This window comes from Paenibacillus sp. FSL R5-192 (assembly GCF_000517845.1).
Classification (GTDB): domain Bacteria; phylum Bacillota; class Bacilli; order Paenibacillales; family Paenibacillaceae; genus Paenibacillus; species Paenibacillus amylolyticus.
The window spans coordinates 641411-654783 of the sequence record NZ_ASPR01000014.1 but is presented as its reverse complement, the minus strand read 5'-3'; the positions used below and the strand labels follow the sequence as shown (position 1 = coordinate 654783).

13 protein-coding genes are annotated in these 13373 nt (G+C 46.1%); 1 reads left to right on the top strand and 12 read right to left on the bottom strand.

Going from position 1 to position 13373, the window contains the following annotated elements:
* Nucleotides 1–51: 51 nt before the first annotated feature.
* The 3 genes from sucD to C161_RS11260 form a co-directional block, all read right to left on the bottom strand.
* Nucleotides 52–981, bottom strand: a complete 930-nt coding sequence (sucD, locus tag C161_RS11270) for a succinate--CoA ligase subunit alpha (RefSeq protein WP_036609382.1) — start codon at nucleotides 979–981, stop codon at nucleotides 52–54.
* A 63-nt stretch (nucleotides 982–1044) separates the two neighbouring features.
* Nucleotides 1045–2205 carry an ADP-forming succinate--CoA ligase subunit beta gene (gene sucC, locus C161_RS11265; protein ID WP_036609384.1) on the bottom strand — a complete coding sequence of 387 codons (1161 nt, stop codon included), beginning with the start codon at nucleotides 2203–2205 and terminating at the stop codon, nucleotides 1045–1047.
* A gap of 243 nt (nucleotides 2206–2448) precedes the next feature.
* Entirely contained in the window at nucleotides 2449–2904 is a 456-nt protein-coding gene (locus C161_RS11260) for a MarR family winged helix-turn-helix transcriptional regulator (protein ID WP_036609387.1), read from the bottom strand.
* A gap of 437 nt (nucleotides 2905–3341) precedes the next feature.
* On the opposite strand from C161_RS11260, the gene C161_RS11255 reads away from it, so the two are divergent.
* Nucleotides 3342–4952 carry a YifB family Mg chelatase-like AAA ATPase gene (locus C161_RS11255; protein ID WP_036609389.1) on the top strand — a complete coding sequence of 537 codons (1611 nt, stop codon included), beginning with the start codon at nucleotides 3342–3344 and terminating at the stop codon, nucleotides 4950–4952.
* A 243-nt stretch (nucleotides 4953–5195) separates the two neighbouring features.
* Here the strand turns inward: C161_RS11255 and C161_RS11250 are convergent, their stop codons facing one another.
* From C161_RS11250 to lepB, 9 genes are all read right to left on the bottom strand, one after another.
* Nucleotides 5196–5747: a nitroreductase family protein gene (locus tag C161_RS11250; RefSeq protein WP_036609391.1), complete on the bottom strand. Its 552-nt coding sequence runs from the start codon at nucleotides 5745–5747 to the stop codon at nucleotides 5196–5198.
* A 280-nt stretch (nucleotides 5748–6027) separates the two neighbouring features.
* Nucleotides 6028–7218 carry a carboxypeptidase-like regulatory domain-containing protein gene (locus C161_RS11245; RefSeq protein ID WP_036670356.1) on the bottom strand — a complete coding sequence of 397 codons (1191 nt, stop codon included), beginning with the start codon at nucleotides 7216–7218 and terminating at the stop codon, nucleotides 6028–6030.
* Nucleotides 7219–7275: 57 nt separating this feature from the next.
* Nucleotides 7276–7437: a paeninodin family lasso peptide gene (locus tag C161_RS32335; protein WP_143781352.1), complete on the bottom strand. Its 162-nt coding sequence runs from the start codon at nucleotides 7435–7437 to the stop codon at nucleotides 7276–7278.
* Between the two features lie 319 nt (nucleotides 7438–7756).
* On the bottom strand, nucleotides 7757–8155 hold the full coding sequence (locus C161_RS11240) for a YraN family protein (protein WP_051447123.1): 399 nt from the start codon (nucleotides 8153–8155) through the stop codon (nucleotides 7757–7759).
* On the bottom strand, nucleotides 8149–8460 hold the full coding sequence (locus tag C161_RS11235; RefSeq protein ID WP_036609395.1) for an EscU/YscU/HrcU family type III secretion system export apparatus switch protein: 312 nt from the start codon (nucleotides 8458–8460) through the stop codon (nucleotides 8149–8151). Before C161_RS11235 ends, C161_RS11240 begins: the two co-directional genes overlap by 7 nt.
* Nucleotides 8457–10490, bottom strand: coding sequence for a hypothetical protein (locus C161_RS11230; protein ID WP_036670354.1), 2034 nt, complete (start codon nucleotides 10488–10490; stop codon nucleotides 8457–8459). Before C161_RS11230 ends, C161_RS11235 begins: the two co-directional genes overlap by 4 nt.
* 30 nt (nucleotides 10491–10520) lie before the next feature.
* Nucleotides 10521–11222 (bottom strand): ribonuclease HII, encoded by a 702-nt coding sequence (locus C161_RS11225; RefSeq protein ID WP_081745912.1) that lies wholly within the window; start codon nucleotides 11220–11222, stop codon nucleotides 10521–10523.
* A 462-nt stretch (nucleotides 11223–11684) separates the two neighbouring features.
* Nucleotides 11685–12548, bottom strand: a complete 864-nt coding sequence (ylqF, locus tag C161_RS11220) for a ribosome biogenesis GTPase YlqF (RefSeq protein WP_036670353.1) — start codon at nucleotides 12546–12548, stop codon at nucleotides 11685–11687.
* 30 nt (nucleotides 12549–12578) lie between these two features.
* A complete protein-coding gene (gene lepB / locus C161_RS11215) occupies nucleotides 12579–13199 on the bottom strand; it encodes a signal peptidase I (protein ID WP_036609449.1) in 621 nt (206 codons plus the stop codon).
* Nucleotides 13200–13373: the final 174 nt, after the last annotated feature.

Here is a 13373-nt window from a genome sequence, read left to right as displayed (position 1 = left end):
ACCAGAAATAAATCATTTCCGAGCCGTTTCTTCTATTATAACGAAAAAGAATTAATGTGTCGTGCACAAATTCAAAATACCGCGTTCCTCAAGTACACTCACCAAAGTCGAACCCATCTCAGCAGGAGTTGGTGCTACTTTGATTCCACATGATTCCAGCTTCGCAATCTTCTCTTTGGCTGTACCTTTACCGCCAGAGATAATAGCGCCAGCATGGCCCATCCGTTTGCCTGGAGGCGCTGTTACGCCACCGATAAAGCCAACAACCGGTTTGGTCATGTTTTCACGTACCCAATCTGCAGCATCCTCTTCAGCTGTACCACCAATCTCACCAATCATGATGACCGCATGAGTCTGTGGATCTTCATTGAACCGTTTGAGGATATCAATGAACTCGGAGCCTTTTACAGGGTCTCCCCCGATTCCTACAGCAGAAGATTGTCCAATGCCACGTGTCGTCAGTTGATGAACGGCTTCATAGGTAAGTGTTCCACTACGGGAAACAACGCCTACGTGCCCTGCCATATGGATATAACCAGGCATGATACCGATTTTACATTCGCCTGGTGTAATGACACCTGGACAGTTTGGTCCGATCAGGACGGTATTTTTACCTTCCATGAAGCGGTCAACCTTGATCATGTCAAGAACCGGAATACCTTCTGTAATACAGATCACGAGGTCCAGCTCAGCATCAACAGCTTCCATAATGGAATCTGCTGCAAATGCAGGAGGAACGTAAATGACGCTCGCTGTTGCGCCTGTAGCTTCCTTCGCTTCCTGCACAGTGTTGAACACCGGCAGACTAGCTACTGTACCGTCTTCCAACGTGATATCCACATTAGTTCCGCCTTTACCCGGTGTAACTCCGCCTACCATCTGGGTTCCGTAGTCCAATGCGCCCTTCGTGTGGAACATTCCCGTTGAACCCGTAATGCCTTGCGTAATGACTTTTGTATTTTTATCGATCAAAATACTCACGTTGCTTCACATCCTTACGGTTATTTTTCAATTCCCGGACAGCTCCGGTACTAAGGAATGAACTTATTTTACGAGGGCAACAATTTTCTGTGCACCATCGGCCATGGAATCAGCAGGAACGATATTCAGGCCAGATTCACCCAGTATACGTTTGCCAAGCTCCACGTTAGTTCCTTCAAGACGAACAACCAGCGGTTTGGTCAGGCCAAGCTGCTTCGCGGCTTCAACAACACCATTGGCGATAACATCACAGCGCATGATGCCACCGAAGATGTTAACAAAGATCCCAGCTACTTTGGCATCGGATAAGATGATCTTAAATGCTTCAGTCACCTTCTCTGTTGTTGCACCGCCCCCAACGTCAAGGAAGTTGGCCGGGTCTCCACCGTAGTATTTAATAATATCCATCGTTGCCATCGCAAGTCCCGCACCATTGACCATACAGCCGATGTTGCCATCAAGTGCTATGTAGCTGAGGTCGTATTTGGAAGCTTCGATTTCTTTTTCATCCTCTTCATCCAGGTCACGCAGTTCCAAAATGTCTTTGTGACGGAACAGGGCGTTGGAGTCAAAGTTTAATTTCGCATCTAGCGCGATAACGTTTCCATCTCCGGTAACAACGAGAGGATTGATCTCTGCAATAGAGCAATCTTTTTCGACAAATGCAGTGTACAGCGCGAGCATGAACTTAACAGCTTTGTTCACCAGTTCATTTGGAATCTTAATGCTGTAGGCCAGTTTACGGGCCTGGAACACTTGCAATCCAATGGCAGGGTCAATGATTTCTTTGAAAATTTTCTCAGGTGTAGCTTCAGCTACTTCTTCAATCTCAGTACCGCCTTCTTCGGAAGCCATCATAACTACACGGCCTGTGGCACGGTCCACAACAACACCCACATAATACTCTTTGCGGATATCGCATCCTTCTTCAATCAGAAGACGTTTCACTTCTTTACCTTCTGGTCCAGTCTGGTGTGTTACCAATACTTTGCCCAGAATTTCAGAAGCATAGGCACGAACTTCATCCGTACTCTTTGCCACTTTTACGCCGCCGGCTTTACCCCGGCCACCTGCGTGAATCTGTGCTTTGACAACAGTCACTGGACTGCCCAATGCCTCAGCGGCCGCGACCGCTTCATCGACTGTATAAGCAACCTTTCCGTTTGGAACGGTAACTCCATACTGTTTCAGTACTTCTTTTCCTTGATATTCATGGATATTCATTCTCGAATCCTCCTATCAACATGACTGCAACAAGGCGGGTTGGTAGACTAACAAAAGACAAATGTTGACTATTTTCACTCAAGCCCAATTCATTGTAACACGTTTTTAAAACGCTTTCCTTAAAAAACTAATGGTTAATAGACAGTATTTTGATATGAGTATGATCCCATATTGTGAATGCTTGGGTATTTATGGAAAAAACCTCAGCTAAAAACTGAGGTTTCCTTGATGTAAAACTACATTTTATTTTTTGGCTGCGTTGGTGTTGGTTTCGTGAACTTTCTCCAGCAATCCTTTGAACTGACCCAGCAATGTTTCAAACTCTGTACTGTTCAAACACGCATCTCCCTGAATGGATTCAGGTATGGATAATGCCTTGTTCCGCAACTCACGACCCGAGTCGGTTAGTGTAATTAATACTTTTCGTTCGTCCTGAGCCGAGCGTTCGCGATTAATAAGTCCTGCTGACTGCAAACGTTTGAGAAGTGGTGTCAACGTTCCCGAATCGAGATAGAGAGCCTCCCCGATCTCCTTAACCGTACATTCTTCACGTTCCCATAAAACCATCAACACCAAATACTGGGAATACGTTACGCCAAGTACCTCCAGATAAGGCTGGTACATCTTCGTAATCTCACGTGAACAAGCATATATGGCAAAGCATAATTGGTTATCCAGCTTCAAACTGTCAGTCTGCATATGTCTTTCTCACCTGCCTATTGTGCAATCTATTCCTAATAATACGGGAACTATAGATCTATACTATCACAAAATAGAAAAAAAACAGAATAATTGAGCACAAATGATTTTACTATTCAATTTAATTATGATAAATTAGATTGCGTAAAATATAAATATAATTAGATAAGTCCAGCGAACAGATTCACGATTTCTCAGGTCAAATTTAATAATCATAATGAAAGTTTATACGTAACCATTTCACCAAAGCTATTTAATGATTTCCTTCCAGAAATAAAATTCAGGGATCAGGAAAGATGACTACAGCAATGATAATGACAGGTTGACTCCATGATTCCTTTTATATAAAATGCTTAATAGAAGCTGAGGAAGCACCTTAATTCGTAGACTGGCCCGTATTATGCGGAGTCAAGAATCGAGTGAGGTGTTTCTTTGTTATGTACGGAAAATTACACAGTGCGTGTTTGTACGGAATCGATGGTGTTCTGATCGAGGTGGAAACCGATTTATCTAATGGTCTGCCACAGACATCCATCATCGGTTTACCGGATTCAGCTATTCGTGAGGCCGTTGAACGTGTCCGTGCAGCGATTAAAAACTGCGGATATCAGTATCCTTTACAGCGGATCACAATCAATCTGGCCCCCGCTGATCTACGCAAGGAAGGATCTTCCTTTGATCTAGCCATTGCTATTGGTTTACTTATGACAAGCGGCCAGCTTGTACTTCCTCCCCAGGAACGGACACTAGTGGTTGGCGAACTGGCGTTGGACGGTTCGATCAGGTCCGTGCCGGGCATTTTATCCATGGTGGATCTGGCCAAACGGCAAGGCTTTACGTCCGTGCTCCTACCTTTGGATAACGTGGAGGAAGCGTCACTGATTCGAGGTATCCAGGTTTTTGGTATTCGTCATTTACAGGATATTGCTCCGGAAAACCCAGATCAACCCTCTAATTCAGTGGGAATACCAAATAATTCGAATGCAGGACCAGTCGTGTTGAAAAATTATGCACACCTCGCTGCTCCTATAACTGATAAGACTCATAAGATGGCGGATAGGAAGACGAGACAAACACCATTATTTGCAGACGACTATAGTGATGTTCTAGGGCAGCATCATGTAAAACGCGCGCTTATGATTGCTGCAGCCGGCATGCATAATATACTGCTCGTTGGACCGCCAGGCACGGGCAAAACGATGTTAATCAAACGTCTACCCTCCATCCTTCCTCCTTTGTCAGAAGATGAAGCGTTGGAAGTCACCAAAGTATTAAGTGCCGCAGGCAAGTTGAAAGAAGCGCCTCAAGGCCTGATTGCAGACAGACCTTTTCGCTCTCCTCACCACACGATATCCACCTCTGGTCTGATTGGAGGCGGTGGTATCCCAAAACCGGGTGAAGTGAGCCTTGCCCACCGGGGCATATTGTTTCTGGATGAATTACCTGAATTCCAGCGCCAAGTGCTGGAGGTATTAAGGCAACCGTTAGAGGATCGCACAGTGACAATTAGTCGGGCACGGGCTGCTTTCACCTTTCCGGCCCAGTTTATGCTTGCATGTTCCATGAATCCCTGTCCCTGCGGATATTTGTCCGCTCATTCGGAGGAGCAACGCTGCATATGTAGTCCAGCCCGTGTTGCCGCGTACCGAGCCAAAATTTCAGGACCACTGCTGGACCGCATTGATCTTCAGGTTGAGGTTCCTCCACCAGGCGAGTGGCGCAAGTCTGCTGCTTCTCCTTCCTCTGAAGAAATGCAGGCAAAAGTGATCCACGCTCATCAAATTCAGGCTACACGTTATGCCAAAAGTTCAGTCCGTTGGAATAGCCAGCTTTCGGGCACGCTTTTGCGACGAACGATCCATCTCCCCCAAGAGGCAGAGCAACTGTTAGAGCAAACGCTGCAAACGTTAAACCTGAGCATGCGTGCACATGATCGGATTATCAAGATGGCACAGACAATTGCCGATCTGGACCATGAAGGTGAAATTGTGACAGCTCATGTGGCTGAAGCCATCCAGTATCGTCAATTGGATCTTAATTTATTTTGAAGCTATTTTAGAAGCATATGGAGGGAAGAACAGGCCGATTTACCCAAAGGCAGTGAAATGGGCATGAAACTGTAAACAGCAGAGGAAGATCGAGAAGGATTCCTTATGCAGATTCTACAATGCGGATACGCCAACATGACAAAAAACGTACAAGCCCTTCTCTTCTGTGAAGAAAGGTACTTGTACGTAGATTTCCCTGTAAACGTAAGGGGATCTTATATAGCTAAGGTCTACAATAATCTATTATTCAAAAAGAGTGAGTTTGTCCTTAGCTGGTGTGCGTTCTTTGGCAGAAGGAATAACATCAGGATATCCCATATAAATCATGCCTACAATCTTCTCTCCCGCCTCTATTCCAAGCGGTTTGCGGAATTTGGGAGCGTACAAGAATGGCTTGGTCACCCAGAACGTTCCAATGTCTTCACTCCAGGCTGCAAGCATAAAATTCTGAACCAATGCACTAACCGCAGCGAAGTCTTCGTCCCAGATATTCTGTCTTGGATCTTCTTCCAGCACAACAAGCATAACGGATGGAACTTGCATAATATTGGGTGAGAATTTGTTGTCTTCTCCCATTTCTGCATCAATAGCCTCAGCCAGTTTCTTCCGTCCATTTCCGGTAAACAACAAAAATCTCCAAGGTTCACGCAGTTTATGATTAGGAGCCCAGACTGCCGTATCCAGCAATTCTATAATCTGCTGTGTAGGAACAGCTTCTTTTTTGAATTTTTTCACCGTACGACGGTTTTGAATCGCATTTCTGACTTCATTTGTTGTTTTCGTAGCTTTACTCATCGGCCGTACCTCCTGTTTATAAAATCATTTGCAACCGCAATAGTGATTCGCGGCCTTGTACATTCAATATAATTTCTTTATGACATAATAAAATACCAGTTTACCTTCTTGATTATACACCCATCTGATCACGAGATTCAAAGGGGAGGCAAGGTCAGTACCGTTAGGGTCATTCCAACAGAAAAGACGACTCTGAATCTTGATTCACCACGAGGGATCATAAAGTCAGAACCGTCTTTTATTCTCATGTTATTTATTCACATATCATATCAACGAGTAATCAATCGTCGTAACTCTCCCCTTCAAACGTGCCATTCCCTTCAAATGTGCCATTAATAAAATCCATTTTGTTGTACTTCTCCTGGTTACCTGCAACATCTGTACTATAGTACTCTACCACCTTGACATCAGGGGCATAAAACTTGACGGGTCCCTCATAGTTTTTCCATTCTCCCCCGTTGATTCGATATTGCGTTGTTTTTACACCCGAACCTTTGACTTCGTCTGTTGCCTGAAGTCTGAATGTAAATCCTTTGATGTATATTTTCCCGTTCACAGTATCTGTAATAGGAACTAATCTGTACTTGGTTACTGGAGGTGTAAAATCTGCATCCTTCTTAAGTACGATATTAAACGTATTATGATCTCCTTTTACAAGAGTAACGCTCAGGCTCGTTTTTAGATATCCTGCTGCTTCTCCCGTTATCGTTCTAGCCCCTGTTGGTACGCGCTTTATTAAATAGTTGCCTTGAGCATCTGTTGTTGCCGAACCTCCAGCATTAACTTTAGCCCCACTTACTGGATTGCCCGACTCATCTACAACTTTTCCCCGCACGTGTGCCGCCTCTGCCAAAACAACATCCATTCTCAAGGTTCCTCCCTCCCGGACACCCAAGCGATCCTGTTCATATAACATATAATCATCGGCATCTACCCATATTGCAATGTTCGGATTATAGGCGTAATCAATTCCTGTAACCGCATATCGACCTTGCTGATCAGTTTTCACTATACGATCAAAGACACTTGTTACTTTTATACGAGCATCTGGAACCGGTCTGCCTGCCTGATCTTTGACTGTTCCTACAATCGTGGATGGCTCATAAATACGAAAATCAAGTTGTATTTGCTCTCCACCCCTTAAACTATAGGAAGTGTAATGTCGATACGGCACATACCCCTCTGCTTCAACTGAAAAGGTAAATACAGTATAGTTCTCAACGGATTCAATAATACGATAATTCCCACTCTCATCTGTCTCCACGCTGTGTTCCTTATTCCCATAATCAAGCCAATACTTGACTGTGGCGTCCTTGACAGGCAATCCCTGACGATCAATCACTTTACCTGACACACTAACCGCATTGTCAGATTCAGTAGCATAAGAAACTCCGGAATACATGATTCCAAACAAAATGAAACATAAAGATAGTGTACTTAGTCGAATGATCCATTTGATACTTGTCTGCATCTTCTCACTACACCTCATTTATTTTATTGATCAAACATTGCTCTTTAACCTCTTAAATTAACTGACCATAAGTTCAAGCTTCCAGAATTCTCCGTCCCAAACATATTGCCAAATCCCCTGTCCACCGTTCATGGTCTCGCTGATATCCAGCACTTCCATCCGAGGGCACTCCCATACTTGTTTTACTGTGTTGTTCGAAATATTCTGAAGCTCTTTCATACATCCCACCAACCTCTCTTTAAATTTCAACTTTCTTATTTTATTACAAATGATACATTTTGTATCTATAATTTTCTGAAATACAATGATTTTATTATCAATGCTCTATCCTCTGTTTAGTGATTTCATAGGTAAATCAAAAAAGCCGCAGCTCCTGTATGTAGAGGAACTACGGCTTTAGAATATTAACTAATTTTAAAACTAAAACGAATGCAAAGATAAGACATAATTAAACTTGTACTTCAAAATTACTGACCGACTCACATTAAAAAGATACAATTCGTATCAATTAATACAGCAGTAACTTCGAATGTAATTCTTAAAAAGCATTAACAATATGATTCACAGAGACAATCTCTCCTGCTTGATCAAGCATTACGGCAATTACATCAAAACGGATCTGAAGTTCCGTCTCTCCCGTCATTTGCAAATACACGGATGCGGTTGAACGCACCTGCTGCATTTTACGCATATCAACCGATTCCTGAGGTGTACCGTACTGAGCGGCTCCACTTCTGCTTCTTACTTCCACAAAGATAATCAGGCCCTCGCAGGAAGCAATGATGTCAATCTCACCGCTACGGCAACGCCAGTTCTGTCTAATGATCCGATAATCGTTCTCTCGCAACCATTGACAGGCAGCCTCTTCACCTAATCGGCCTTTCTGCTGTCGTGTGAGCTTTAATCCTGGCTCCTGACCCAATCTACGTTCTACCATGACTCATTTTCCTCACGTCCTGAGGCCATGCGATCTGCACGGTAGACGTACGTTAGCACCTCTGCGACCAGTTGATACAGCTCTGCCGGAATCTGTTCATCCAGATCCAACTTGGAGAGCACCTCCACAAGTGCTGCATCCTCCTGAACAGCCACGCCGTTTTCTCTGGCTTTATCCAGAATGGCTTCTGCTACTTTGCCACGGCCCTTCGCTACAACAACAGGTGCTTCACTCTCTCCAGGGACATACTTTAGGGCAACCGCCTTTTTGGAAAGCAGGTCCGGTTGTGACGACTCGTCTTTCATACCTTCAAGTCCACCCCTTTGTATCGTTCAGGACTATAGTCCGAGGCCCGCGTTTTTCGTTCCGCGCCCGGTTCCTGCCCCACAGGCCACGGTTCCGCCTTGAAGGTCAGCAGTTGATAGCCCAGCTTGTCCAATGCCTGATGGATTACCTCTCGTCCACTCTCCAGGAGCGGTCCCATGCCTTCGCGATCATTTAATACACGCAGACTGACAATGTTATTAACCACATGGACATCTACCAGAGTAGGCCCAAGACTCTTCATGTCCAGATCGAACCATAGACGGCAATTGGACGCATCCAGCTCTCCACGAGGTCCACGACGTGATTGAATCTGAACAGACGCCGTTTCTTCCCCATCCGGTCCAGTGATCGGAATAAACCAGTGCATCTGTGCAAATGTAGCACTGCGATCTGTTGTTAGCAATAACTGCTGACCTGTCAGATATTGCACGGCCTGTCCGGCGGCATCCTTAAGCGCCGCCGGTGCACCTTCGCTGCTGGCAAGTTGCAGCAGCAAGCCCTTCAGCGTGTCCGCATTTGCCGGACTCGCCGCATCCCCCACGCGCGGCTGCACTGCCGCGCCGTGAACGGCCTGCTGCTCGTGCTCCGCACCGAGCAGCTTCAGCACGCGCCCCACCCACGGGTCCCTCTCGTGGGTGACAGGCGCGTGCACTGCCGCAGCTCCCGCAGGTGCTGCGGCACTACCGCCAGCCGGCGGCGCATCAGCGCCGGCTGGCAACGGCTGCGGCACGCCTCCGGCAGCCGCAGCCGCCTGGCCGCCCTGCGATGCAGGGGCGGCCTGTGCTGCAGTGGACGCGCTGCGCAAGGCGTCCAGCAGCGTCAGCAGCTTGGGCGCCAGCTGCGCTGCCGTAGGCGCTGCTGGCGCTGCCTGGCCTGCTGCGGACGGCGCCCCCGCAGCAACAGGCGTTTCAGCGCGACCGTCAGTCCGACCGGCCGCGCCTGCTTCAGGCTGGCCTGCACTTGCACGGCCAGCCACAGATTCTGCTGCCGCCCCCGGTGTACCCGGGCGGCTCCCGACTTGGCCCGCGTCAGCCCCGCGCGGGCTCTCGCCAGGTATTCCGGTTCCAGACGGAATACCTGCACCCCCTTTGCCAGCCGTTTCAACGTTGCTAGCAACTGCCTTGGCCCCGGCTTCAGCATTCGCTGTGCCTCCGCCGGTCTGCACATTTCCTTTCACCGCAGTACCTGCATCCTCTGTCCCGCCATCCGTCATGGATTTAGATCCCGCCAAAGCTGCTTGTCCTTGTTGCGTTGACAAAGCAGGTGTTCCGGTTCCAGTCACCTGACGACCATTGCCTGACGCAGCCAATCCTTCTTCCATCTGTGCTTCATTCAGCACGACGGGTACACCAGCCACAACAGTTGGTTTCATCGCATCAGATTGTTCTCCAGGCAATAGCGGTTTACCTGTTGTTTGAGTCAGCATCGTTTCCAACTGATCAGCCAACCCGCTTAACAACTGGTGCAGAGGGGGACCAAACACCGTCTGGTGTAATCCTTTTACTGTTTCCGCCGTAACCGGAAGACCACGCTGAAAAGCAATTCCCGTCGCCTGCACCCATTCTTCCACAGGGACCTGTGCAGGTTTAGCTGTCATCATATTCTGGACCATAGCCACATTATCCTTCGTTAGTGGCAATCCGCTACGCTGCATGGCAAGTAACAGTTCCCGGTTCCCTTTTGTATCCGGCAGTCCTACATCCTTAAGCAGGTTGTTCAGCGAAGCTTGTGGCAACTCAGCAAGTGTACCCGTCATAGGTTTCATTACCGTTATGCCATTTTCACCTGGAGGCTGCACTTGAAGCAACGTGGTCTCACCCGGACGGAGTGGAGTCTCCAACTTGGCGCGCACTTGCACACCTTGAATCTGCAGAACTGCTTCTCCCCCATCATCGGATACACTAACGACGGAGCCACGAACCACCTGACCTTCCTTTAATTCAAGCGGTTTGGCATTGCCGGGCTTACTGTCTCCCATTAACCCCTTTATCATGGAACCGATATTCAAATCTCTCCCCCTCCTTTCTTCAAACCTGTGTTAAAACAAAGATTGCTGCTCTCCAAGCAGGTTGCCCAGAAAACTGCGCCGATGCATCGGGGTTGCCCCCAATGCCATAATCTGCTCCCGATGAACTTTTGTTGCATATCCTTTATGTATCGACAAACCATATTCCGGATATAACGTATCCCATTCTTCCTTACACAGCCGATCTCGCGTTACCTTGGCAATAATAGATGCCGCTGCGATCGATTGACTATTAGCATCACCTTTAATAATGGACAGTTGAGGTACATTCACATCCACCTTTTCGGCATCCACCAGCATATAATCAGGAGTTTCTCCCAATGCTTCAACCGCACGTTTCATCGCAAGTCTCGCAGCCTGTTTGATATTAAGCCGATCAATCGTCTCTGCATCCGCGTACCCGATACCTACCGCCAGCGCTTTTTCCATAATGACGTCATATAATGCATCACGTTTTTTCTCCGTTAATTTCTTGGAGTCATTCACACCTTCCAGGATGAGATCCTTCGGTAAAATAACCGCCGCTGCGACAACATCCCCAAACAAACAGCCCCGTCCTACCTCATCAATACCAGCAATACGTTCAAATCCACTGTCCCAATACTCCCGCTCATAGAGCAACAGATCTCGAGGTTCACTGACTTCTTTTTTCTTCTTTGGTCCAATCGGAGTATCCAGTAGATTCAACCCGATCTCTTCATTATTTTCAACCATAACGCTCATCTCCTCTACCCACGCTTTTTCAGCATACGTATCACTTATAACTTTTTATAATATAGACGTAAATCCTCTGTCTTTTGTTCTGTACAACCTGTCTCTATCAGTAAAACTTTTCCTTGAGATTTACAATATAAAGATAGTGATGTCTTCATTTATCGGTATTTGATGGTTTAAATTGAATATATCAGACCTCGTCTAATTTAAATTGCACCACCATTTATCATAGCACGATTTAGATGCACCTGATATATAGGTCAGCCAATTCCATAAAGCGTACTGTTCTTCAAACCTCTTCCATTTTATCGTTTTCTACGTATGTTCCAGCTCTACTTCCGCGTTTGTATACACAAAAAACGACCGCTCCCGGTAATCCGGTAACGGCCGCTTCTTTCGGCACTTGTATATATGAAATGAACAAATGAAGACAATGATCTTCATCGTGTAGAGTCCATTTTTTTAATAGGGAGCTTCCATAGAGAAACGTCCCATTTTACCGGCTCGCAGTTCACGCAGAAATGCTCGTGATGCCTTTTCCAGATCAATACGTCCACCGCTTACAACACATCCACGGATACGGCCGACTTGTTCCATAATTGCAATAACACTGTCTGAATCATCTGCATCCTTGGAGAACTCCTGAAGTCCGTATCTCTCTTCAAGGGCGTCCCAGTAATAACGCATCAGGTAACTGATTCCAAAAAAGGCGATATCCTCTGCATTCAAAATTTCCTCTTTGATCGCACCAGTTACGGCAAGACGATAACCTACATTTTGATCTTCGAACTTAGGCCAAAGAATACCTGGAGTATCCAATAACTCCATTTCTTTGCCTACCTTGATCCACTGTTGCCCCTTCGTCACACCAGGACGATCTCCTGTTAACGCAATACTCCGTCCAGCCAGTCGGTTAATCAGTGTTGATTTACCTACATTGGGAATCCCTACGATCAACCCGCGAACCGCACGAGGATTAATCCCTTTAGCAATTTGACGGTCAATTTTTTCTTTAAGAAGAAGCTTGGCCTGCACGGGAATATCTTTAACATTGGTTCCCGTCGAAGCATCTACAGGAAAAGCGGTAATTCCTTCTTTTTTGAAATATTCAATCCATTCTTGCGTCACTTTTGCATCTGCCAAATCCGATTTGTTCAACAAAATCATCCGGGGTTTATCCAGCAATATTTCGTCAATCATTGGATTACGGCTGGAGACAGGCAGACGGGCATCCAATAGTTCGATGACCACGTCGATGAGCTTTAACTTATCCTGAATCTGGCGTCTGGCTCGAGTCATATGACCTGGAAACCATTGTATCGTCAACTTGTCTTCACCTCATTATTTACTTCAAATTCAGTGGTTGATCCACTTAATCTCACCGATCGGCCAGAAAATCACATCTGCACGACCAATAATATCTTTTAAAGAAACATAACCGATCATACGGCTGTCTGTACTATTCGGACGGTTATCTCCCATGACAAACACATGACCTGCCGGCACTTTGCCATCAGGGAACTGTTCATTCGGGAAATCCTTCACGTTATAGGTTCCACCATTTGCTTCAGCTGCATCAATGGCTCCTTGAATATACGTTTCATCAACCTTTTTACCGTTAACCATCACGGTATCGTCTTGAACCTCAACGGTATCACCTTCTACAGCAATAACACGTTTAATGAAATCTCGACCTTCGGATGGTACGTGGAAGACGATAACTTCACCGCGCTTCGGTTCTCTGATATCATATAAGATTTCGTTGACGATCACACGTTCACCCGTTTCAAAGTTCGGCTGCATGGACGGACCGTCCACAACAAACGGTTTGAAGAGCAACCACCGAATCAGAATGACGAGAACTAATGCAATAACAATGGCTTTAAGCCATTCAACAATTTCATTTTTGGCTTTTTTGGATCGACTATCTTTCTCTTCGGCAGGATTGCCCCGGTCATGTTGAACTTCTTGTTCCATTCAAGATCTTCCTCTCTTCACAGTACATGTTTATAGCAGTACACACATCCAGCATTCTGTATCGTTCCAATAACTCAATGGATGGATACAAAACATTCACATCAGTTATGTAATCTTACACCAAGCATTACAGTACATTTAATCCACAATTCAAATGCCTTCAAGAGGTTGTTC

Bases quoted from the DNA above. Each gene is read 5' to 3' on its own strand.
- sucC (WP_036609384.1), bottom strand. From the start codon at position 2,205: ATGAATATCCATGAATATCAAGGAAAAGAAGTACTGAAACAGTATGGA.
- C161_RS11260 (WP_036609387.1), bottom strand. From the start codon at position 2,904: ATGCAGACTGACAGTTTGAAGCTGGATAACCAATTATGCTTTGCCATA.
- C161_RS11255 (WP_036609389.1), top strand. From the start codon at position 3,342: ATGTACGGAAAATTACACAGTGCGTGTTTGTACGGAATCGATGGTGTT.
- C161_RS11250 (WP_036609391.1), bottom strand. From the start codon at position 5,747: ATGAGTAAAGCTACGAAAACAACAAATGAAGTCAGAAATGCGATTCAA.
- C161_RS11245 (WP_036670356.1), bottom strand. From the start codon at position 7,218: ATGCAGACAAGTATCAAATGGATCATTCGACTAAGTACACTATCTTTA.
- C161_RS32335 (WP_143781352.1), bottom strand. From the start codon at position 7,437: ATGAAAGAGCTTCAGAATATTTCGAACAACACAGTAAAACAAGTATGG.
- C161_RS11240 (WP_051447123.1), bottom strand. From the start codon at position 8,155: ATGGTAGAACGTAGATTGGGTCAGGAGCCAGGATTAAAGCTCACACGA.
- C161_RS11235 (WP_036609395.1), bottom strand. From the start codon at position 8,460: ATGAAAGACGAGTCGTCACAACCGGACCTGCTTTCCAAAAAGGCGGTT.
- C161_RS11225 (WP_081745912.1), bottom strand. From the start codon at position 11,222: ATGGTTGAAAATAATGAAGAGATCGGGTTGAATCTACTGGATACTCCG.
- lepB (WP_036609449.1), bottom strand. From the start codon at position 13,199: ATGGAACAAGAAGTTCAACATGACCGGGGCAATCCTGCCGAAGAGAAA.